The sequence below is a fragment of the Micromonospora sp. NPDC005205 genome (assembly GCF_040608275.1).
In the GTDB taxonomy this organism is placed as follows: Bacteria; Actinomycetota; Actinomycetes; order Mycobacteriales; family Micromonosporaceae; genus Micromonospora.
In genome coordinates, this window is sequence record NZ_JBEXHV010000005.1 from 107,019 (window position 1) to 128,593 (window position 21,575).

Annotated in this window: 20 protein-coding genes; 9 read left to right on the top strand and 11 right to left on the bottom strand. The window is 69.8% G+C overall.

The genetic code is table 11. The features are described from left to right. Window positions 1–45 precede the first annotated feature (45 nt). On the top strand, window positions 46–810 hold the full coding sequence (locus tag ABZU43_RS12140) for an ABC transporter ATP-binding protein (RefSeq protein ID WP_355006552.1): 765 nt from the start codon (window positions 46–48) through the stop codon (window positions 808–810). Further along, window positions 807–2,648: a hypothetical protein gene (locus ABZU43_RS12145; RefSeq protein ID WP_355006553.1), complete on the top strand. Its 1,842-nt coding sequence runs from the start codon at window positions 807–809 to the stop codon at window positions 2,646–2,648. The genes ABZU43_RS12140 and ABZU43_RS12145 overlap by 4 nt, the downstream gene beginning before the upstream one ends. Window positions 2,649–2,657: 9 nt before the next feature. Here ABZU43_RS12145 and ABZU43_RS12150 read toward each other — a convergent pair whose 3' ends face one another. Continuing rightward, on the bottom strand, window positions 2,658–3,650 hold the full coding sequence (locus tag ABZU43_RS12150; protein WP_355006554.1) for a hypothetical protein: 993 nt from the start codon (window positions 3,648–3,650) through the stop codon (window positions 2,658–2,660). Window positions 3,651–3,789: 139 nt separating this feature from the next. Between ABZU43_RS12150 and ABZU43_RS12155 the strand changes: the two genes are divergently transcribed. Next, the gene (locus tag ABZU43_RS12155; protein ID WP_355006555.1) at window positions 3,790–4,287 is read left to right on the top strand and encodes a hypothetical protein; all 498 of its coding nucleotides are present in this window, start codon (window positions 3,790–3,792) and stop codon (window positions 4,285–4,287) included. A gap of 16 nt (window positions 4,288–4,303) precedes the next feature. On the opposite strand, the gene ABZU43_RS12160 is transcribed toward ABZU43_RS12155, so the two are convergent. After that, window positions 4,304–4,537: a winged helix-turn-helix domain-containing protein gene (locus ABZU43_RS12160; RefSeq protein ID WP_355006556.1), complete on the bottom strand. Its 234-nt coding sequence runs from the start codon at window positions 4,535–4,537 to the stop codon at window positions 4,304–4,306. A gap of 242 nt (window positions 4,538–4,779) precedes the next feature. Between ABZU43_RS12160 and ABZU43_RS12165 the strand changes: the two genes are divergently transcribed. From ABZU43_RS12165 to nrfD, 5 genes are all read left to right on the top strand, one after another. Then, window positions 4,780–4,983, top strand: a complete 204-nt coding sequence (locus ABZU43_RS12165) for a hypothetical protein (RefSeq protein WP_355006557.1) — start codon at window positions 4,780–4,782, stop codon at window positions 4,981–4,983. Window positions 4,984–5,182: 199 nt separating this feature from the next. Further along, on the top strand, window positions 5,183–5,980 hold the full coding sequence (locus tag ABZU43_RS12170) for a PrsW family intramembrane metalloprotease (protein ID WP_355006558.1): 798 nt from the start codon (window positions 5,183–5,185) through the stop codon (window positions 5,978–5,980). 145 nt (window positions 5,981–6,125) lie between these two features. Next, on the top strand, window positions 6,126–9,401 hold the full coding sequence (gene fdh, locus ABZU43_RS12175; RefSeq protein WP_355006559.1) for a formate dehydrogenase: 3,276 nt from the start codon (window positions 6,126–6,128) through the stop codon (window positions 9,399–9,401). A gap of 3 nt (window positions 9,402–9,404) precedes the next feature. Beyond that, window positions 9,405–10,448, top strand: coding sequence for a 4Fe-4S dicluster domain-containing protein (locus ABZU43_RS12180; protein ID WP_355006560.1), 1,044 nt, complete (start codon window positions 9,405–9,407; stop codon window positions 10,446–10,448). Further along, window positions 10,445–11,410: an NrfD/PsrC family molybdoenzyme membrane anchor subunit gene (nrfD, locus tag ABZU43_RS12185; RefSeq protein WP_355006561.1), complete on the top strand. Its 966-nt coding sequence runs from the start codon at window positions 10,445–10,447 to the stop codon at window positions 11,408–11,410. Before ABZU43_RS12180 ends, nrfD begins: the two co-directional genes overlap by 4 nt. Window positions 11,411–11,500: 90 nt before the next feature. On the opposite strand, the gene ABZU43_RS12190 is transcribed toward nrfD, so the two are convergent. The 8 genes from ABZU43_RS12190 to ABZU43_RS12225 all read right to left on the bottom strand — a co-directional run bounded on the left by ABZU43_RS12190 (window position 11,501) and on the right by ABZU43_RS12225 (window position 19,842). Continuing rightward, a complete protein-coding gene (locus tag ABZU43_RS12190) occupies window positions 11,501–13,060 on the bottom strand; it encodes an OFA family MFS transporter (RefSeq protein ID WP_355006779.1) in 1,560 nt (519 codons plus the stop codon). Window positions 13,061–13,291: 231 nt separating this feature from the next. Beyond that, entirely contained in the window at window positions 13,292–14,872 is a 1,581-nt protein-coding gene (locus ABZU43_RS12195; protein ID WP_355006562.1) for an MDR family MFS transporter, read from the bottom strand. Between the two features lie 73 nt (window positions 14,873–14,945). Next, a complete protein-coding gene (locus tag ABZU43_RS12200; protein ID WP_355006563.1) occupies window positions 14,946–15,566 on the bottom strand; it encodes a TetR family transcriptional regulator in 621 nt (206 codons plus the stop codon). Between the two features lie 41 nt (window positions 15,567–15,607). Beyond that, on the bottom strand, window positions 15,608–16,468 hold the full coding sequence (locus ABZU43_RS12205; RefSeq protein ID WP_355006564.1) for an alpha/beta fold hydrolase: 861 nt from the start codon (window positions 16,466–16,468) through the stop codon (window positions 15,608–15,610). Continuing rightward, window positions 16,465–17,337: an SDR family oxidoreductase gene (locus ABZU43_RS12210; protein WP_355006565.1), complete on the bottom strand. Its 873-nt coding sequence runs from the start codon at window positions 17,335–17,337 to the stop codon at window positions 16,465–16,467. The genes ABZU43_RS12205 and ABZU43_RS12210 overlap by 4 nt, the downstream gene beginning before the upstream one ends. After that, window positions 17,327–18,820 (bottom strand): NAD(P)/FAD-dependent oxidoreductase, encoded by a 1,494-nt coding sequence (locus tag ABZU43_RS12215; protein ID WP_355006566.1) that lies wholly within the window; start codon window positions 18,818–18,820, stop codon window positions 17,327–17,329. Before ABZU43_RS12215 ends, ABZU43_RS12210 begins: the two co-directional genes overlap by 11 nt. Next, complete coding sequence (locus ABZU43_RS12220) at window positions 18,821–19,117, bottom strand: DUF4873 domain-containing protein (protein ID WP_355006567.1); 297 nt, start codon at window positions 19,115–19,117, stop codon at window positions 18,821–18,823. Next, entirely contained in the window at window positions 19,114–19,842 is a 729-nt protein-coding gene (locus ABZU43_RS12225; RefSeq protein ID WP_355006568.1) for a TetR/AcrR family transcriptional regulator, read from the bottom strand. The genes ABZU43_RS12220 and ABZU43_RS12225 overlap by 4 nt, the downstream gene beginning before the upstream one ends. A 48-nt stretch (window positions 19,843–19,890) precedes the next feature. Here ABZU43_RS12225 and ABZU43_RS12230 point away from each other — a divergent pair, with 48 nt between their 5' ends. Beyond that, a complete protein-coding gene (locus ABZU43_RS12230; protein ID WP_355006569.1) occupies window positions 19,891–20,781 on the top strand; it encodes a diiron oxygenase in 891 nt (296 codons plus the stop codon). 32 nt (window positions 20,782–20,813) lie between these two features. Here ABZU43_RS12230 and ABZU43_RS12235 read toward each other — a convergent pair whose 3' ends face one another. Next, window positions 20,814–21,386: a winged helix-turn-helix domain-containing protein gene (locus tag ABZU43_RS12235; RefSeq protein ID WP_355006570.1), complete on the bottom strand. Its 573-nt coding sequence runs from the start codon at window positions 21,384–21,386 to the stop codon at window positions 20,814–20,816. Between the last annotated feature and the right edge of the window lie 189 nt (window positions 21,387–21,575).

A 21,575-nucleotide genomic window follows, 5' to 3' on the forward strand; every position in this document is an offset into this window, starting at 1 on the left:
GATCAGCGGACTACGCGATCGTCGAAGGTCACCTATGCTCGGCGCGTGATCCCCCCGGCACTCGAGATCCGTGGCCTGGTCAAGACCTTCGCGGCGCATCGCGCGGTGGACGGCATCGATCTGACCGTGCGTTCCGGCACCTTCCACGGCATCGTCGGGCCCAACGGTGCCGGCAAGTCCACCACCATCGGAATGGCCGTCGGCCTGGTCACTCCGGACTCCGGGGAGATCCGGATCCTCGGCCATGACGCGCTGCGCGAGCGCGGCCTGACCCGCGCGCTGACCGGCGTGCTGCCCGACGGCCTCGACTTCCCGGAGCGCCTCACCGGCGCCGAACTGCTCCGCTACAGCGCCGGGCTGCGAGGGCTGCCCCGGGCGGAGGCCGCCGAGCGGGCGGCCGAACTGATCGACGTGCTCGGCCTGGTCAAGGGCGCCGGCACCCCGTTGGCCGACTGCTCCACCGGCACCCGCAAGAAGCTCGGCCTCGCCCAGGCGCTGCTGCACGCGCCGCGACTGCTCGTGCTCGACGAACCGTTCGAGGCGGTCGACCCGGTCTCCGCAGCCACCATTCGCCGGGTGTTGCGCCGGTTCGTGGCCGGTGGCGGCACCTGCGTGCTGTCCACCCACTCGATGCTGCTCGTCGAGCAGATGTGCGACGAGGTCACCGTGATCCATCAGGGCCGGGTGGTCGCCGCCGGGTCGGTCGCCGAGGTCGCCGCTGGCAGCAGCCTGGAGGACCGGTTCGTCGAGTTGGTCGGCGCCGAAGCCTCCGGCAGCGCCGGTCTGGACTGGCTGACCGGGGCACGATGAGCGCGCAGTCCACCGTCCCCGGAGGGCGGGGCGGCACCCTCGGCGCGATCACGGTACCGGCCCGGATGCGCGCGACGATGTTCCGTCGCTCGCTGCGCGAACACCCTGGCCCCACGGTGGCGGGCCTGGTCGGTCTGCTCGCCGCCGCCTGGTTGATCCGGTACGCGCTCAACGGTGACCAGCACACTCTCGGCCTGCTCGCCGGGGCGTGGGTTCTCGGCTGGATCGTCCTGCCGCTGCTGCTCGGCGGCGGGCGTGGCCGGGTCCGCCCGGCCCACCTGCGGTTGGAGCCGATCGGCGGTGTCCCGGCCGCGATCGGCCTGCTCGCCGCGTCGGCGATCGGGGTCGGCCCGGCCGTCTCGCTGGTGGCACTCGCCGCCCTGCCGGTGCACGCCGCCCGGTACGGCACCGTCGCGGTCCTCGTCACCGCCTTCGGCGCGGTGCTGCTCTGGCTGTTCGGGCTGATCGGCTCGGCCATCGCGCTGGAGGTCGTCGGCCACGCCGGTGGTCCGGCCGGGGCGCTGCTCACCGGCGTCCTCACCGGTACGGCGATGGGTGTCGCCGGGTCGCTCTGGGCCGTCTTCCCATGGGTGTCGGTACTGCTCGTGGCAGCGCCGCAGGACGTGGTCCGGGCCATGGGGTACGTGCCGAGCGCCTGGCCGATCGACGCCGTGACCGGGCCATCCGGGCAAGGGCTGCGCCTGATGGCAGCCCTGGTGGGCATCGTGGCGCTCTGCGCCGCCGCGTACATCATGCTCGTCCGACGGGTGATCGCCACCGGCGTGCCGTTCCGGCCGCGCCGGACCACGGCGGCGTCACCGGCCACGACGGAGCGGGAGTGGCCGGGATGGGTCCCGGCCGCGACGCGGGCGGTAGTCGGCCGCGAGTTGCGGTCCTGGATGCGGCACCCGTTGCGGTTGCAGTATCTGGCGTTCGCTGTGGTGTACGGGGCGTTGCTCGCCGGGCTGCCGCTGCTGTCGGACGTGGACCTGCTGTTGCCCTGGGCCGGAACGCTCACCGTGCTCGGCGCGGCGGCGATGTCCGCCGGGCTGGTCGGGCTGGACGGCACCGCGTTGTGGCTGCCGTTCACCACACCGGGCGGTGAACGGGCCGAGGTCCGGGGACGTGCCCTGGCCTGGCTGGTGCTGGTCACTCCGATCGGCGTGCTGCTCACCGTCGTCGGCATCATCCTCGCCCCCGACGTCGACCCGCTGGCCGCGCTCTCCACCCTGCCGGCCCTGCTCGGCGCGGGCGCGTCGGCGCCGGTGTGGGTGTCGCTGCTGCGCGTACGCCCGGTGGCCGACCCGCGGCACCCCACTGCGGCTGACAACCCGACCGACATCGTCAGCGTGCTGGTCGCCACCGCTGCCGGGCTGCTCGCCGCCGCGCCGGTGCTCGCCCTGATGATCTGGGGTCCGCCGGAGACGGCACCGCTGCTACCGGTGGTCGGGCTGCTGTCCGGCGTGGCGACCTGGTGGGGTGGCGTGTGGCTGGCCGACGAGCGGCTCGCCCAGCGCGGCACGACGGTGCTCGCCGCGGCAGGTCAGCGGAGCCGGCCCCCGGAGGCGGCGCTCCCGCTGACCTGGGACGTGCAGTGGTATCGGGAGAACACGTCGACAGCGTGGGCGCTGGGGTTGCTGACGCTCGGGTGGATCCCGGTGATCCCGCAGGGGCTCATGCCGCTGGCGTTCGGAATCGACAGCGGGTGGATCGTGGCCGGTCACCTGAGCGGCAGCGCGCACACGGCGGTCGGGTTGGCGATGGTCGGTCTGGGCGTCGCGATGCTGCTCACCGGCCTGGTGCTGTGGGATCGCCGACCGCAACCGGGCAGCCCCTGATCCACAGCTCTACAGCAGCGCGAGCTGGCCCTCGACCTCGTCCGTGTGTGGCTCCCGGAGTTGCCAGAGGCGGAGCACCCCGAGGCGGGCGTCGTACGTCAACCAGTGGCCCTGCCCACCGGAGGACCGGATCGAGTTCTGGGGGACGTCCATGCCGTAGTCCATGACGGTCTGCGGGCGCAGCGTGCGGGTGGACAGCAGGAGATGCTGCTCAGCGTCGCCCTGGTCGGTGGCAACGCCGACCATCACCCAGTCGTCGGATACGACCGCTGCGGCCTCGTGCATCCGGTAGTCGTCGGAGTCTCCGAACTCGGGGATGTCGTCGTAGCGGCGCTCCACCCGGGCACTGTCGTCGGCACCATCGCGTATCGCGATCCAGCCGCTGCCGTGCGGCATGGAGAGATAGAAGCTCCCGCTGGCATTCATGTCGGCCAGGCAGCCGTTCAAGGTGTGCCCGGCGAGCAGCCGCCGATCGTCCGTCGTCCAGCGGTAACTGAGACAGGTCTCCGGTCCTACCGAGATGTGCAGCCCGACGTGTTGTCGATTGGCGTCCAGGACGAATGTGGCGGAGCCTTCAACGGTCTGAAGCAGGCGCCGGTCGACCTCCGCACCGCCGCCGGACGCGTCCAGCACGACGAGTTGGTCGCCGGACCCGTCGGGCAGGAACAGCCAGAGCAGGTTGTCCCCGCTCAGGTGACAGGTTGGCCGGGGCCAACCTGTCGACAAGGCCCTGCCGTGCTCGACCGCCCACCGGACGCGGCCGTCGGCGCTGCGGACCTGCACCTGTCGTGGTCCCAAGAGTGCGAACCGCGACCGGTCCGGAGCCACGCCGACGGCCAGGATCGGGTCCTCGTCGGAGGGCTCCCACGCCAGCGCGACGGTCAGGTCCGCGTCCAACACGCGCAGCGAGCGATCGTTCCACACCAGCAAACCCGCGCCGGTCGAACGCTCCACAATGGATGACGGCGCCAGGACTGTCTCGGCGATCAGCAACGGGCGCACAGCCGTGAGCCTACGCAGAACGAGGAGCGGTGGCGGTGCTCGCTACCGTGTAGTCGTGAGAGTGAATACAGCTTCGTACGTGGTCCGACGGAGCCGGGTCCGGGCCGGGCTCACGGTGGTGCTGTACAGCCTGTTGCCGGTGACGGCCATCGTGATCGGTCTGCAGGACCTGACCGAGCGCTTCATGTTCTTCATCATCGGCCTGGGGTTCGAGGTCACCTTCCTCGCCATGTCGCGTCGTCACGTGCTCAGCGCGTTGCGGCGGGAACTGCTCTTCGCCATTGATGAGCAGGGCGTCTACCTGGGTCCGGATGACTTCGGCCGGCCGGCGACGCGCGAATCCTGGTCGAACATCGACTTCATCATCCACTTCAAGGGCCTGATCTGGACGACCAGCACTCGCGGCAGACCGAACCGTAACGTAGGTATCGTCCAGGGTGGCAGGATCGTCCAATCCCGGGCGATTGGTGGCTGGTGGTTCAACGTCAGGCGAGCCGCCGCAGCCGCCGACCATTTCGGCGGCGGAACGCCGGTGCTCAAGGGGCCGTATTTCGATCAGGTGCCGCGTGAGTGGTTCCACACGATCACCCTGCCGACAGAATGGCTTGCCGACCATGCCGGATCTCGGGCCGGGTGACGTCCCCGGGGCATGACTAACTCGACTGTTTGGACTCGGCCACATAGACACCCTTGCCGGGATACCCCTCGACCAACTCGCGGTCCTTGAGGATCGTCATCACCCGGTTAATCGTGGAAATGTGCACGCTGTGTTGCTCGGCGAGCTCCCGCGTGGACGGTAGCTTCTCGCCCGGCGCGAGCTCTCCGGACTTGATCTTCTCGGCGATCTCAGTTGCGATGCGCCGGTAGTCCACCTTCTCGGTCGGCATGAGTCGATCTCCATAGGTCCCCTGGTTTCGGCACCTCAATTCGATCACGCGCAAACCTGTTCCAACAAGTTCCGCGCTCTAGCTTGACCTGCTCCTACAGGTAGGAATAGGTTGGTCGGGTAGTCGGGTTCCCTGGTTTCGGCAAACTCCTAGGTTCCCGGCGGCATACCCACCTGGGGAGTAGGACCAACGGACTCTGCCCCCAGGTGGGGCTAACCATGATCGCGGGGAGAGTGCCGACCATGCCGATCGACGAGCCGATCTCCACGGCAACCGAACTGTTCACCGCCAAGAGGGTTCTGGACACGCATTGGACGCGCGCACTCGACCGCCCATGGCGGGTGGGTGGGTGCCTGGAGTGCCGAAGCCGCGACAACTGTCCGCAGCTCGATTGGGCAATCAGGCTGACTGCGGAAGTGGCGGCGGTGATGTTCCAGAAGCGCTGACTTCGGACATGCAGGAGCAGCCCGGCTGCTGGTGCCGGGGAGAGCATTGCCGCGCAGAGGGATCGCGCTGCCGTGCAATGTAGCCATCACTCGCGTGGATCGCCGCCCCGGAACAGAGGGACTTCGCCGCCGGTGGGGAGCCGTCAGATGTCGGGGCCGGAGCTGGTCTTCGTAACCTTGGTCCGCCAGACTGCGCGGTATGGCTGATCGTTGGCGCCGGTGGGCGTGGGTCGGGGTGCTCGTCATCGGGCTGATCCTTTATCTGGCGGTGCTGCGGACCCTGGTCAGCACCAAGAATCCGAACTTCGTACCGGCGTTGATCCTGCTCGGCGCGACGTTGGTGCCGTTGACGTTCCTGACGTTCGCGCAGGCCCGGACCGGGCGCTGGCAGGTGCCGGCTTCGGTGTTGGTGACGTCGGCGTTCTTCGGCGGTGTGATCGGCACTGTGGTCGCCGGCACCCTGGAGTACGACACCCTGCGCGGCCTCGGCACCCTGCCGATGCTGTTCGTCGCGTTGATCGAGGAGTCGGCGAAGCTGATCGTCCCGGTGGTACTGCTGTTCACGGTGGTGGCCCAGCGTCGTCGCCGGGTGCCCTCCGACGGGCTGATCATCGGCATCGCCGCCGGCATGGGGTTCGCCGCGCTGGAGACGATGGGCTACGCGTTCAGCGCGCTGCTGAGTTCGCAGGGCAACATCGGCGCGGTGGAGCAGACGCTCTTCATCCGGGGTCTGACCGCGCCCGCCGGTCACACCGCCTGGACCGGGCTGACCGCCGGCGCGCTCTGGGCGTTGCTGGCGAGCCCGAGCGTCGCCCGGCTCTTCGGGTTCATCGGCACGTTCCTGGGTGTCGTCGTCCTGCACACCCTCTGGGACACGTTCTCCGGTTCCCTGGTCTTCGTCGTGTTGGCGATCATCAGCATCGGCTGGTTGTTCTGGGAGCTGCGCCGCTACCGGACCTTCAGCGATCAACACGTCGGCCAGCCGCAGCCGCACTGACCAGCGCTGTAACCCATGCCTCTTCCGGCCCGTACCGAAGGGCTGGGAGAGGCATGACTGTTGGTGATGTCGCTGCGGCCGGGCCGGCACCTCAACTAACGTCAGAGTGTTCATATTTGGCGGGATTGGTCGGGAAGGTGCGGCGATGGGGGTGCGCAGCTGGTTCGAGGGCTGGCCGGTCTATCGCCAGCTCACCGGCCCGGACCCGCTGGGCCGGGGCGCCGCGGCGAAGTCCGATGGGTCCCGGGCGCTGACCGCCCGTACCGATGACGCCGATTCGATGGCTCGTTCTGTCTGCCCGTACTGCGCTGTGGGGTGTGGTCAGCGGGTGTTCGTGAAGGACGGGCGGGTCAGCCAGATCGAGGGTGATCCGGACAGTCCGATCTCGCGGGGTCGGCTCTGTCCGAAGGGCGCGGCGAGCAAGAGCCTGGTGACCAGTCCGCTGCGGCAGACCAAGGTCCGCTACCGTCGGCCGTACGGCACCGAGTGGGAGGACCTCGACCTCGACACGGCGCTGAACATGATCGCCGATCGGGTCCTGGCCGCCCGCGAGCAGACCTGGGAGGACGTCGACGCCGAGGGTCGACCGCTCAACCGGACGCTGGGTATCTCCAGTCTGGGTGGGGCGACGTTGGACAACGAGGAGAACTACCTCATCAAGAAGTTGTTCACCGCGATGGGGGCGCTCCAGATCGAGAACCAGGCCCGTATTTGACACTCCTCCACCGTCCCCGGTCTGGGGACCAGCTTCGGTCGTGGCGGCGCCACCCAGTACCAGCAGGACCTGTCGAACTCCGACGTCATCGTCATCCAGGGTTCGAACATGGCCGAAGCACACCCGGTGGGTTTCCAGTGGGTGATGGAGGCCAAGCGTCGAGGCGCGAAGGTCTTCCACGTCGACCCGCGGTTCACCCGCACCAGCGCGCTGGCTGACTCGTACCTGCCGATCCGGGCGGGCACGGACATCGCGCTGCTCGGTGGGGTGGTGCGCTACATCCTGGACAACGAGCTGGACTTCCGGGAGTACGTCGTCGCATACACCAACGCCGCGACGATCGTGACCGAGGAGTACGCCGACACCGAGGACCTGCACGGCCTCTTCTCCGGCTTCAACGACGACAACGCCACCTACGACCAGGCCAGCTGGCGCTACCAGGGCCACCCGCAGGACCAGACGACCCGCGACAGCGAGACGCAGCGGGAGACGGCGTCCGGGCTGGAGAACGAGTCGCACGGCGCGCCGGTTGGCGGCGAGACCGAACGTGACGAGACGTTGCAGCACCCACGCTGCGTCTACCAGATCCTCAAGCGGCACTTCGCCCGCTACACCCCCGAGATGGTGGAACGGGTCTGCGGCGTCCCGCAGGAGAAGTTCCTGGAGTTGGCCCGGGCGTGGACGGAGAACTCCGGCCGGGACCGGACCGGCATGCTCGTCTACTCGGTGGGCTGGACGCAGCACAGCGTCGGCGTGCAGTACATCCGCACCGGCGCGATCATCCAGCTCCTGCTGGGCAACATGGGCCGCCCGGGTGGCGGGGTGATGGCCCTGCGCGGGCACGCCAGCATCCAGGGGTCCACCGACATCCCGACGCTGTTCAACCTGCTGCCCGGTTATCTGCCGATGCCGCACCACGCCGAACACCCGACCCTGGACGAGTGGGTGGACAGCATCGCGCACCCCGGGCAGAAGGGCTTCTGGGGCAACGCCCGCACCTACGGCGTCAACCTGCTGAAGGCGTACTGGGGTGAGGCGGCGACGCCGGAGAACGACTTCTGTTACGGCTACCTGCCGCGGATGACCGGTGACCACGGCACCTACCAGCAGGTGCTGAACATGATCGACGGGAAGATCAAGGGCTATTTCCTGCTCGGGCAGAACCCGGCGGTCGGTTCGGCGCACGGCCGGGCGCAGCGTCTCGGTATGGCCAACCTCGACTGGCTCGTGGTCCGCGACCTGTTCGAGATCGAGAGCGCCACGTTCTGGAAGAACGCGCCGGAGATCGAAACCGGCGAGATCGCCCCTGAGGGGTGCCGCACCGAGGTGTTCTTCCTACCGGCCGCCTCCCACGTGGAGAAGGAGGGCACCTTCACCCAGACCCAACGGCTGTTGCAGTGGCGGGAGAAGGCCGTCGAACCGCCAGGCGACGCCCGCTCCGAACTGTGGTTCTTCTACCACCTCGGTCGCGTCATCCGGGAACGGCTGGCGACGTCGACGAAGCCGCGCGACCGTGCGCTGCTCGACCTGGCGTGGGACTACCCCACGCACGGCCCGAACGCCGAGCCCAGCGCCGAGGCGGTGCTGCGCGAGATCAACGGGTACGACGTGGCCACCGGCCGTCCGCTGGCGTCGTTCACCGAGATGAAGGACGACGGATCCACCGTCGGCGGTTGCTGGATCTACACCGGGGTGTACGCCGACGGTGTCAACCAGGCGGCCCGCCGCAAACCCGGCTCGGAGCAGTCCCTGGTGGCACCCGAGTGGGGTTGGGCGTGGCCGGCCAACCGGCGCATCCTCTACAACCGTGCCTCCGCCGACCCGGACGGCAACCCGTGGTCCGAGCGCAAACGCTACGTCTGGTGGGACGCCGACAAGAGCGAGTGGACCGGCTACGACGTGCCGGACTTCGAGAAGACCAAACCGCCGTCCTACCGACCGGCGCACGACGCCTCGGGCGTGGCGGGCATCGCCGGCGACGACCCGTTCATCCTCCAGGGAGACGGCAAAGGCTGGTTGTACGCGCCCACCGGCGTGCTCGACGGGCCGATGCCCACCCACTACGAGCCGGTCGAGTCGCCGGTGCGCAACCCGCTCTACCGACAGCAGGCCAACCCGACCCGCAAGGTCTACACCCACCCGATCAACACGCTCAACCCGAGCCCGCCGGAACCGCACAGCCAGGTGTTCCCGTACGTGTTCACTGTCAGCCGACTCACCGAGCACCACACCGCCGGTGCGATGAGCCGGATGGTCTCGCCCCTCGCGGAGCTGCAACCCGAGATGTTCGTCGAGGTGTCGCCGGAGTTGGCGGCCGAACGTGGTCTCACCCACCTGGGTTGGGCGCACCTGGCCACCGCCCGTGCGGCGATCGAGGCGAAGGTGCTGGTGACCGATCGGCTCACCCCGTTGCGGGTGGACGGCCGGATCATCCACCAGGTGTGGTTGCCGTACCACTTCGGTTACGAGGGACTGGTCACCGGCGACTCGGCCAACGACCTGTTCGGCATCAGCCTGGACCCGAACGTGCTCATCCAGGAGAGCAAGGTCGGCACCTGCGACATCCGGCCCGGCCGCCGACCCAGGGGCCTGGAGCTGCAGGAACTCGTCGTCGACTACCGACGACGGTCCGGCGACCTGAGCCCGCACTATCCACCGCAGGTCACGACCGACTCCGCCGACAGCGGCCCGGACCAGGAGCTCTGACCCATGCCCCACGCCAACGCCCTGTACGGGCCGCTGGACCCCGCACCGGACGCCGGCTACGACAACCCGCCACCGCGAATGGGGTTCTTCACCGACACCAGCGTCTGCATCGGCTGCAAAGCGTGCGAGGTGGCCTGCAAGGAGTGGAACGGCGTCCCCGAGAGTGGGCTCGACCTGCTGGGCATGTCGTACGACAACACCGGTGCGTTGACAGCGAACTCGTGGCGGCACGTCGCGTTCGTCGAGCAGCCCCGTTCGGCCGGCTGGGCGACTCCGGCGTTCGCGGGGGACCCGGACGGGCCGGCGATCAGCCCGGTGACGGCGGCGGCCGGCGCGCGTACCAGCACCGACACCGGAACGGACCCCGGCCTGCCCACCGGCTCGCCCGGTGCGGCTGCCCGCATGTCGGGCGGACCGGAGTTCCTGGGGATGCCGGGTGCGCAGCCGCCGGGGAGGGGTTCCGGCGCGGAGGGGCGGACGGATTTTCGCTGGTTGATGATGTCGGACGTGTGCAAGCACTGCACCCACGCGGCCTGCCTGGATGTCTGCCCGACAGGTTCGCTGTTCCGGACGGAGTTCGGCACTGTGGTGGTGCAGGAGGACATCTGCAACGGCTGCGGTTACTGCATCTCCGCCTGCCCGTACGGCGTCATCGATCAACGCAAGGCCGATGGCCGGGCGTGGAAGTGCACGCTGTGCTACGACCGGTTGGGCGCGGGCATGACCCCTGCGTGTGCGCAGGCGTGTCCGACGGAGTCGATCCAGTACGGCGCTCTGGACGAGTTGCGGGATCGGGCCGCCGCGCGGGTGGCGAAGCTGCATGAGCGGGGCGTGCCGGAGGCGAGGTTGTACGGGCACGACCCGAACGACGGGGTCGGTGGTGACGGCGCCTTCTTCCTGCTGTTGGACGAGCCGGAGGTGTACGGGTTGCCACCGGATCCGATCGTGACCACCCGCGACCTGCCGGCCATGTGGAAGCGTGCCGGCCTGGCCGCCCTGGCGATGACCGCCGCCACTGTTGTCGCATTCCTGGGCAGGCGGTCATGACCCGCGGCGGTGAGCAGCTCACGGTGCCGCCGGCCAACTTCGCCTCCTACTACGGCCGGCCGGTGTTGAAGCCGCCGGTGTGGAAGTACGACATCGCCGGTTACCTGTTCACCGGAGGTCTCGCCGCCGGAGGCGCACTGATCGGCGGGGCCGCCCAACTGACCGGACGACCAGGGCTGTGCACTGTGGGCCGTTGGACGGCCCTCGGTGGTGTCGCCGCCAGTACGTACCTGCTGGTCCACGACCTAGGCCGGCCGGCCCGCTTCCATCACATGCTCCGGGTGGTCAAGGTGACGTCGCCGATGTCGGTCGGCACCTGGATCCTCGCCGTGTTCGGCCCGGCCGCTGGTGTGGCCGCGGTCGCCGAGCTGGCGCCGCTGCTCCCCGAGCACGGTGTTCTCGGCCTCGCCCGCCGGCTGGCACCACCAGTCGGCGACATCGCCGGGCTGGCCGCGGCTGCCACCGCCCCGGCGCTGGCCACGTACACCGGGGTGCTGCTCGCCGACACCGCCGTACCTGCCTGGCACGAGGCGTACCCCTATCTGCCGTTCGTCTTCGGTGGCAGCGCGCTCGCCGCCGCCACCGGGGTCGGCCTCATCGCGGCGCCCGCCGCCCAGACCGCTCCGCTGCGGCGACTCGCCGTCGTCGCGGCGACCATCAAGTACCTCGGCGGTCGCCGGATGGAGCGGTTGGGCCTGACCGGTGAGCCCTACCGGCAGGGTCGCAGCGGTCGTCTGGTCCGTGCGGGTGACGTGCTGCTCGGCGTGGGTACCGTCGCCGCGCTGTTCAGCCGACGCAGCCGGGTGCTGGCGGCGATCTCCGGCGCCGCCCTCGTGGCATCGTCGGTGGCCACCCGGTTCGGCGTCTTCGAGGCGGGACGGGTGTCGGCGCGCGATCCGAAGTACACGGTCTTGCCACAACGGGAGCGGCTCGCCGAGAAGCGGTCGGCGACCCGGCCCTGAGCGGATCAGCGCAACGGAAAGGCGCCCCTTCAACGGGGTGCCTTTCCGTAGCGATTGCAGGAGGTCCGGCCCGCGACGGACCGCCACGCGTCAGCCGGTGAACAGCTTCGCGGCGGTGATCGCGGTCTGGATGATGCCGTACCCGAGGAGCACCGCGACCAGCAGCCACGACAACCAGAGCCGCCCGGTCTGGTTACCGACGTGCGGCGGCGCGGGCGGTTGGCTGTCCCGCCCGAGCGCGACCGGCTCGGTGACGGTGGCCTTCGCCACGGGCGAGGTCGGTCCTCGGTCCGGTTCGTGGAACCGTTCGGGCACGGAACGCACCAGCAGGTTCGCGATGAACCCGATGGCGAGGATGCCGACCATGGTGAACAGCGCGGGCCGGTACGCCGCCGCGGTGAGCGTGCCGGGCTTGCCCTGCGTGTCGAGGATCCCGTTGACGATCAGCGGGCCGGCGACGCCCGCTGCCGACCAGGCGGTGAGGATCCGGCCGTGGATGGCCCCGACCTGGAAGGTGCCGAACAGGTCACGCAGGTAGGCGGGCATGGTGGCGAAGCCACCGCCGTAGAAGGAGATGATCGCGGCGGCGATCAGGACGAAGACCGCGGTCGCCGAGTGGCCCGCGACGGCGAGCAGCAGGTACAGCACCATGCCGACGCCGAGGTAGACCATGTAGATGGGTTTGCGGCCGATGAGGTCGGACGTTGTCGACCAGACGAACCGCCCCGCCATGTTGAACAGCGACAGCACCCCCACGAAACCGGCCGCCGCCGTCACCGAGACCGTGGTGGCGGTCCCGTTGTCCCGGAAGAAGTCCTGGATCATCGGGCTTGCCTGCTCCAGGATGCCGATGCCCGCTGTGACGTTGCAGAACAGCACGATCCACAGCAACCAGAAGGACCGGGTACGCACGGCGTTCGACGCCGACACGCTCGCCGTCGTCACGAGGGGTCGGGTGGCGACGCTCGCGGGATCGAACCCGGCGGGCCGCCAGTCCGGCGCCGGAACCCGGACGTTGAACGGGCCGAACATCATGATCACGAAATAGCCGATGCCGAACGTGACGAAGAGTGCCACGAGGGCGTGGCCCGACGCCACGGCGGCCGGGTTGTTGGGGTTGTAGCCGGAGTCGTAGAGGGAGAGCAGTTGGCGCGCGAGCGGGCCGGCGACCAGGGCGCCGCCGCCGAACCCCATGATGGCCAGCCCGGTGGCGAGGCCGGGGCGGTCCGGAAACCACTTGATCAGTGTGGAGACCGGCGAGATGTAGCCGATGCCGAGCCCGATGCCACCGATGACGCCGTATCCAAGATAGAGCAGCCACAGCTGCTGGGTCGCGATGCCGAGCGCGCCGACCAGGAACCCGACGGCCCAGAAGCAGGCGGAGACGAACATCGCCCGGCGCGGTCCGTTCTTCTCCACCCAACGGCCACCCACCGCCGCCGACGAGCCCAGCATGACGATGGCGATACTGAAGATCGCCCCGATCGCCGTCTGGCTGACGTCGAAGTGCGCGATGAGGGAGTTCTTGTAGACACTTGTCGCGTAGACCTGGCCGATGCACACGTGCACGGCCAGTGCCGCGGTCGGGATGAGCCAGCGGCTGTATCCCGGGGGAGCGACAGTGTGCCGAGGATCGAAGACCGACAGCATGGGCATCGTCCACACCTCCTGCGGCCGAACAGGCCGCGACGTTGCCGAGCTGTCCGACCCGGCAGTTGGCCGAGCGGCGCCGCCGCAGTGGCGGCCCGGCGCACGTCTGGCGTCAGCCGTTGACCGGCTCAATCTCACGTTACGTGGCAACGCGTTCACACCATGTCGTTACCGAGAAACGCGAAACGGGGGCGGGCCAACCGGCCCGCCCCCGTTCTGCTGGCGTACGACTTAGTGAATCGCGACCTTTGCCGCCGCCTCCTCCTGGACGCGTCGTTCGTCCCCGCTGAGGGTGTGCAGCGGCTTTTCCTTGATGAACAGCACGACGACCAGCGCGAGCAGCGCGAACGGCGCGCCGACCAGGAAGAGGTCCGCGGTGGCGATGCCGTACACGTCCTGCACGATGCGCAGCACCGGCTCGGGCAGCGTGGACAGGTCGGGCACCTCGGCGGAGCCGCCGCCGGCGGTCGCCGCCGGACCGAGCCGCTCGGTCGTCAGCGAGGTCACCCGACTTGCCAGGACCGCGCCGAGGGCGCTGACTCCGATCGCGCCGCCCATGCTGCGGAAGAACGTCAGCACGGAGGTGGTGACGCCGAGTTCGTGGGCCGGTACGTCGTTCTGCGCGGCGAGCACGAGGTTCTGCATGAGCATGCCGACGCCGATGCCCAGCACGGCCATGTAGATCGACAGCACGACGACGCTGGTGTCGGCGTCGATGGTGCCCAGGAGCAGCATCCCGACGCTCATCACCGCGGCGCCTGCCACCAGGTAGGCCTTCCACCGGCCGTACTTCGTGATGAGCTGTCCGGCGATCGTCGACGAGACGAGCAGGCCGAAGATCATCGGAAGGCTCATCAGGCCGGCGACGGTGGGCGACTTGCCGAGCGAGATCTGGAAGTACTGGGACAGGAAGACGGTGCCGCCGAACAGCGCGACACCGACCAGCACGCTGGCGACCGTGGCCAGCGAGACCGTGCGGTTGCGGAAGATGCCCAGCGGGACGATCGGCTCGGCGGCCCGCGATTCGACGAGCACGGCCAGCGCCAGCAGGACCAGACCACCGGCGACCATCAGTGCCGTCCAGCCGGAGGCCCACTCGAACTTGTTCCCGACCAGGGACGACCAGATCAGCAGCGTGGAGACACCAGAGGTGATGAGCAGGGCACCCAGCCAGTCGATCTTCGCCTTGCGGCGGACGACCGGCAGGTGCAGGGTGCGCTGGAGCAGGGCGATGGAGATGATGCTGAACGGGACGCCGATCAGGAAGCACCAGCGCCAGCCGAGCCACGACGTGTCGACGAGCAGTCCGCCGATCAGCGGACCGGCGATGGTGCCCACACCGAAGACCGCGCCGAAGATGCCGGCGTAGCGGCCCAGCTCACGCGGCGGGATCATCGCCGCCATGACGATCGTGGCCAGCGCCGTCATGCCGCCGGCGCCGATGCCCTGGACGACACGGCTGAGCAGCAGCACCTCGACGTTCGGCGTGAAGCCCGCGATGAGCGAACCCACCACGAACAGTCCCAGCGACAACTGGATCAGCAGCTTCTTGCTGTACAGGTCGGCCATCTTGCCCCACAGCGGCACCGTCGCCGTCATGGCGAGCAGTTCGCTGGTGACGATCCACGTGTAGACGGTCTGGCTGCCGTTCAGGTCCGCGATGATCCGCGGCAGCGCGTTCGCCACCACCGTGGAGGCGAGGATGGACACGAACATGCCGACCATCAGGCCGGAAAGGGCCTGGAGAACCTCCCGACGCGACATGCGCGTGCCGACCTCGGCGGTGTCGGCGGGCGGGACGGTGGTGGTCATTGACGCTCCCTTGGCGGGTTTGTGGCGGGGTGACTGGCCCCGGAGCTGATGCGGCGGGGCGGGGAGTGGCGGGTCAGGAGGGGGACGGCGGATCCGGCAGCCCGGCGGCCACCGCGGAGAAGGCTTCGTCCACGAAGTCGCGCAGGGGGCGGGTGTCGTCGCCGGCGGACCAGCGCAGCATCGCGGTGTGGAAGGCAGCACTGGTGACAGCGGCGATGAGCGGCGGGAGGCCGTGGTCGGGACCTACGCCGAGGCGGGTGGCGATGACCGAGACCATGGCTCGCTCCGTCGCGATGTTGCCGGGCACCAGCCGGGGCAGCAGCGCGGGGTTCTGGGTGATGACCGCCAGCCGCAGCCGCCACAACTCCCGGTCGGCCTGGATCGTGTCGATCGCCTCGTCGAGGGCCAGCCGGACGGCCTGCAACGTTGGCACCTGCGCAGGTGTGGCCGCCAGGCGCGCCACGACCGGGTTGCCGTCGAGCGCCGGATCGTCGGTGAGTGCCTCGTCCTTGCAGGTGAAGTAGTTGAAGAAGGTCCGCGAGGACACGTCCGCGGCCTCGCTGATTTCCTCCACCGTCACGTGCTCCAGGCCGCGTTCGGCGACCAGCCGCAGCGCGGCGGCGGTCAGCGCGGCCCGCGTCTGCGCCTTCTTGCGGTCGCGACGCCCGGGCGCGGCTTGGTCGGTGTCGGTCACGCGAGCGAGATTAGGAGCGAATTTGCACAGCCTGCAAGTTTTTAGAGTGTGAAGTGATCTTCCTGACTGGCGATGCTGGTCGGGGCCGGACGGATCGTCCGCTCGGTGCGGGGCACGGCGCCGGTGGTCTCCAGGATGAGCCCGGCGACCAGGTCCGGGTCGTCGCTCATCGGCACGTGCCCGCAACTGGGCAGCGTCACCACCCGTGCCGCCGGCAGGCCCGCACGGGCCCGCTCGGCCTGGTGGACGCCGAATATCCGGTCGCGGTCACCCCAGCCGATGGTCACCGGCACCGTCGGGTCGGACAGCCGAAGGCAGTCGAAGCGATAGTCGCGGGCGGCTCGGGCCACGGCGTTGAAGCCGACCCCGCGTCGCAGGGCGAGCGCGTCGCCCAGCGCGCGCTCGACATCCAGCAGCGTCGGGCGGGCCATCAGCGGCGCGAAGCACAACGCCCGAAGGTACGCCGAGCGCAGTGCGACCCGCATGATCGTGGTGGGCAGGTACGAGTTGGCCCGCAACATCCGGAGGATGGCCAGCGCCCGCCGGCGCTCCGCCGGGGTGAAGAAACCGGCGGGGGAGAAGGCCGTGGCCGAGGCGACGGCCCCGGTGGCGGCAAGCTCCAGGGCGATCGCCCCACCGAGGCTGTAGCCGGCGACGTGCGGACGCTCCAGCCCCCACTCGGTCAGCGCCGGCAGGACCCCGGCCACGGTGGCGGCCATGTCGGCGGGCATGCCGGTTGCGGGCACCGGAGAGTTCCCGAAGCCGGGCAGGTCGAGCGCGATCACCTCGTGGTGGGCGGTGAGCCGGTCGAACACCGGCTCCCACGCCTGATGACGGTGACCGATGCCGTGGATGAGCACGAGCGGCTCTCCGCTGCCCGCACGCCGGAAGTGGATGCTCACGACCGCTCTCCCACCGACGTCCGGCCGAACGAACGCCCGAGCTGGCGCACCTCGTCCTCCATCTGGTCGACCATCGTCCGGCCGCCGAACCGGGTGATCAACGCGTCCGAGAGGCCGCTCAGCACCACCGGCCGCAGCGCCTGCACCAGGGCGAGCGACCGTGGCACGTACACCTTGCGTTTGCGGCGCTCGATGCCGTGGAGCAGGGCCTCGACGCACTGCTCGACGGGCACGACGGTGGACAGCGGCCACGGCAGCCGGCGCAGCGTGGCGCGGAACGATGCCAGGTCGTCTTGGATGTCGCGGACCAGGTCGGTGTCGATCCAGATCGGATGCGCCGTGCCGACGGTGACGCCGCGCAGGCGGGTCTCCAGGCGCAGCACGTTCGCGAACTGCTCCACGCCCGCCTTGGACGCGCAGTAGGCGGCCATCCCGGGCATCGCCGTGAAGGCGGCGGCAGACGAGACGATCAGGACGTGGCCACGAGCGGCGGTGACGTGCGGCAGCGCCGCGCTGACCGTGCGGATCGCGCCGCAGAGGTTCACCTCGACGGTACGGACCAGCGCGTCGACCGGTCCCACGGCGACGGTGCCGAGGTTGGCGATGCCCGCGTTGGCCACGACAACGTCAATGCCACCGAAGCGGTCGACAGTGGACGCCACCGCCGCGTCCAACGCCGCCTGATCGGTGACGTCACACTCGTACCAGTGCGCGTCGTGGTCGGCGCTGAGTTGCTTGAGCAGCTCGCCCTCCAGACCGACGACGGCGACCTGGGCGCCCCGGGCGACGGCCTCGCGGGCCATCTGCGCCCCGATGCCGCGCGCCGCACCGGTGATGAGCACCGTCCTGCCCGCCAGGTCATACCGCATCGGCGTGCTCCCGTTCCGTGTCGTTGGGGGTGTTCCTGGCCGTGGCGACCTGGTAGTCGGCCGGCCGGAACCGGCGCAGCCGCATCCGGAAGCTGGTGGCGAAGCCTGGCCAGATGGTGGTGTTCCGGCCGGTGCTGTCGAGATACCAGCTCTGACAACCGGTCGCCCACACGGTGCCGGTCATCTTCTGGTCGACCCGCTCGGTCCAGCGTCGTTGCGCCTGCGCCGTGGGCTCGATGGCCTGGATGCCCCTGGCCCGCATGTGACGCAGGGCCGCGAGCACCAGGCGCAGCTGCGCCTCGATCATCAGCACCACCGAGGTGTGACCGAGCCCGGTGTTCGGGCCGAGCAGGAAGAACAGGTTGGGGAAGCCGGCGATGGCCGTGCCCCGGTACGCGTGCATGCTGGGGGTCCATGCGTCGCCCAGGCTCTGCCCGGCCCGGCCGTGGATGCGCCGTACGACGGGGGAGTCGGTGACGTGGAAGCCGGTCCCGAGGATGATGGTGTCCGCCCGGTGGTGGACGCCGTCGTCGGTGACGAGACCGTCCGGCACGATCCGGGCGATGCCGGCGGTGACCACGTCGACGTTCGGCCGGGTGAGCGACGGCCAGTAGTCGTTGGAGATCAACACTCGCTTGCAGCCCATCGCGTAGCGGGGGGTGAGCTTGTCCCGCAGGATCGGATCGGGAACCTGACGCCGCAGCGTACGCAGGGACCGGCGCGAGGCGACGCGGTTGACCGCCGGGTGCAGGAAGCCCAGGCCCATGCTCTCGCGTAGCAGATAGAGCCCTGCCCGGGCGGCCCGCTGCGCACCGGGCACGGTGCGGAACGCGGCCTGCTCGACCCCGCTGATCCGGCGCGACAGCCTCGGCATGATCCAGGCGGGAGTGCGCTGGAAGAGCGTCAGCTTCTCGACCGTCGGCTGGATCTGTGGCACGAACTGCACGGCCGAGGCGCCGGTGCCGATCACCGCGACGCGCCGGCCGGTCAGGTCGTGGTCGTGCCGCCAACGGGCGGAGTGGAACACGGTGCCGGCGAACTCGTCGATCCCGGGCAGGTTGGGGATGGCCGGGTCGCTGAGCGGGCCGGCGGCACAGATCAGGACCCGGGCGCTGTGGTCGCCGCCCGAGGTGCGCAGCAGCCAGCGTTGGCGTTGGTCGTCCCACCTCGCCTCCAGTACCTCGTGGCGCAACCGCAGCCTCGGACGAATGCCGAAGCGGTCGACGCAGCCGCGCAGGTAGTCCCAGATCTCCGGCTGGCTGGAGAAGGTGTTCGACCAGCCGGGGTTGGGGGCGAAGGAGAACGAGTAGAGGTGCGACGGGACATCGCAGGCGCAGCCCGGGTAGCTGTTGTCACGCCAGGTGCCGCCGACGTCCTCGCCCCGGTCGAAGACGACAAAATCGGTGAACCCGGCCCGCTGTAGGCGGATGGCGGCGCCCAGGCCACCGAAGCCGGCGCCGATGATGGCAACGTCTGTCTCCATTCACTCCTCCGTGAGCTCGGGCGCTGTCGGGTCGGCCACCGGCGGCCAGGGCGGATCGCCCACGCCGGTGATTCGCACGCCGCCCCACGGATCGACCTCGGCCAGTCGGGCCGCCCGGACGCGGTCGGCGATGCGCACCTCGACGTCGCGCCGGCCGGAGCGCAGCAGCTGGGCCACCCGTGGCTCGGGCTCGATCCGTCCGCCCCAGTGGAAGCGGCCGTCGACCGGCTCCCACCGCCCGCTGAGGTGCACCCGCACCGTGGTGCCCTCGACACCCGCCGGGCCGTGGTAGCTCACGGCACGATCCGCTCGTGGGCGCGGGTCAGCTCGTGCGGCAGGTCGGCGCTGGCCCGTACCCCCTCGATGCCGCTCCACAGCAGGGCGGTCAGGTAGTCGGTGAGGGCGGCCCGGCTGATCGGTTGGCCGTGCGTGGTCCACCAGTCGCCGACCGCCTGTACGAAACCCACCAGGCCGTACGCCCAGGGCTCGGCGGGGCCGGCGTCCAGGCCCAGCGTGCGTAGTCGGTCACCGATCACCCGGGCGAGCCCGGCGGCCACCTGCCGGCTGGTGCCGGCGATCACCTGGTGGATGCCGGGGTCGCCGGACTGGTGCATGAGGAACCGGTAGAGCCTCGGCTCCGACTCGATCACGCCCAGGTAGGCGTCGATCGTCGCTTCGACCAGGTCACGTTCCTCGCGGACCTGTTCGACTGCGGGCGCGATGGTGTCGACCATCCGGGCCGCCACCACCTCGCTGACAGCGACCCAGAGCTGCGACTTGTCGGCGAAGTAGCGGTACAGGACCGGTTTGCTGACGCCCGCGGCGGCGGCCACCTGTTCCATGTCGACCTCCGGCCCGTGCCGCAGCAGCGCCTGCACGGCGGCACCGACCAGCTGCTGCCGTCGTTGCTCACGATGGTCTGCCCAGCGGTCCCGGCGGCCGTTGCCCTTTGCTTTCGGGCTGCCGTCGGGGGGCGTGGCAGGCGGGTCGGACGCATTGACACCGGTGAGCGGCGGTTGCATGCTACTACTCGTAACAGTTACTGGTCGTCACGTCAATATGGAGGAGCCATGGAGGCGGCGGAAACCGGGCGTGCGGCAGTCGCCGAGCGCCTGCTCACGTCCTCACTGCGGACCAGCTACGACCCCACCGTCGAGATCGACTGGGACGCCCCGCACACCCCCGGCGCCTACTGGCTCCCGCCACAGCGCAGCAGCCTCTACGGCACGCCGCTGTGGGACCAGCTCAGCGAGGAGCAGCGCGTCGAGCTGACCAGGCACGAGGTGGCCAGCGCGGCCAGCGCCGGGCTGTGGTTCGAGACGATCCTCATGCAGATGCTGATCCGGGAGTACTACCGCGCCGACCCGACCAGCCGGCAGGCCCAGTACGCGTTGACCGAGGTCGCCGACGAGTGCCGACACTCCATCATGTTCGGCCGGCTGATCGAGGCGATGGGTTGTCCCGTCTACCGCGCGAGTACTGTCGACCACCACCTCGGGCGGTTTCTCAAGGCCACCGCCAGCGGCCCTCGGATGTACGCCGCGATCCTCATCGCGGAGGAGATCCTCGACGCGTTCCAGCGCGAGATCATGGCGGACGAGTCACTCCAGCCGCTCATCCGGATGGTGTCCCGCATCCATGTGGTGGAGGAGGCGCGACACGTCCGGTTCGCCCGCGAGGAGCTGGCCGCCGCGGTCGCGGCCACCGGTCCGGTGGGCATGGCGTACGCCCGACTGCTGGTCGGCCGCGCAGCCCACACGATCGCCAACCGCCTGGTCCATCCCGACGTGTACGCGGCCGTGGGCATTCCACCGGCGGTCGGCCGGGCCGCTGCCCGCGCCAACCCGCACTGGCGTGCCACCCTGCGCTGGTCCGCGGCGCGGGTGCACGCCAACCTGGCGGACGTCGGCCTGGTCGCTGGGCCGGGGCGTCTGCTGTGGGCCCGGGCCGGGCTGATCTGACCCGTTGCCCCTCTGCTCAGGCGATGTCGCTGTCAGGCCCGTTCGACCCGCGCCTGCTGGTGATCGGTCAGCCGCAGCCCCACACCGCGCACCACATCGATGGTGGCTTTGGTGCCCAGGTCGTGCAGCTTGCGCCGCAACCGCTTGACCAGCGACTGTACGTCCGCCTTGCGTTCGCGCCCCTCGTCACCCCAGACCGACCGGTGCAGCTCGGCGTAACTCCAGACCCGGGCCGGCTCGGTGATCAGGCAGGTCAGCAGGTCGTGTTCCAGGCGGGTGAGGTCGATCTCACGGTCACCGCAGCGGGCGCTTGAGCGGGCCGAGTCGATCACCAGGGCGGCGGCCGGCGTCGGTTCGGACGGGGCGGCTGCCTGCTGCGGGGCGGCGATCAGCCGGCGCAGCTCGTCGAGGTCGGCGACCAGCAGCAGCGGTGCGATGCCGTCGAGAAGCTCCGCGAGCCGGATGCGCTCGGCCGGCGACGGGGTCACCGCGATGAGCAGTGGGAACGGCTCGTCGGCCGGATCGCCCCTGTTCACCGTTGCCTCGTCGTCCTCGGCCACCGCACCGCCCGGGATCGATGGGCATCCCTGCCCAGCTCTCGTCATGGTTCTGACAATGATTGGCAAGCACGCCGCCAGCCAGGGCAACTCTTAGCGACAAGTTGCTCACGGCAAGTTCTTGATCGTCCGTTCTTCTCGATCATAGTGTCCACTCGGGCAACCGGCGTGACCCGCGCGGTGCATGGGGGAGGTCCACCATGGCCCATTACACCCTGGGTCGTTCTGAGGGAGGCA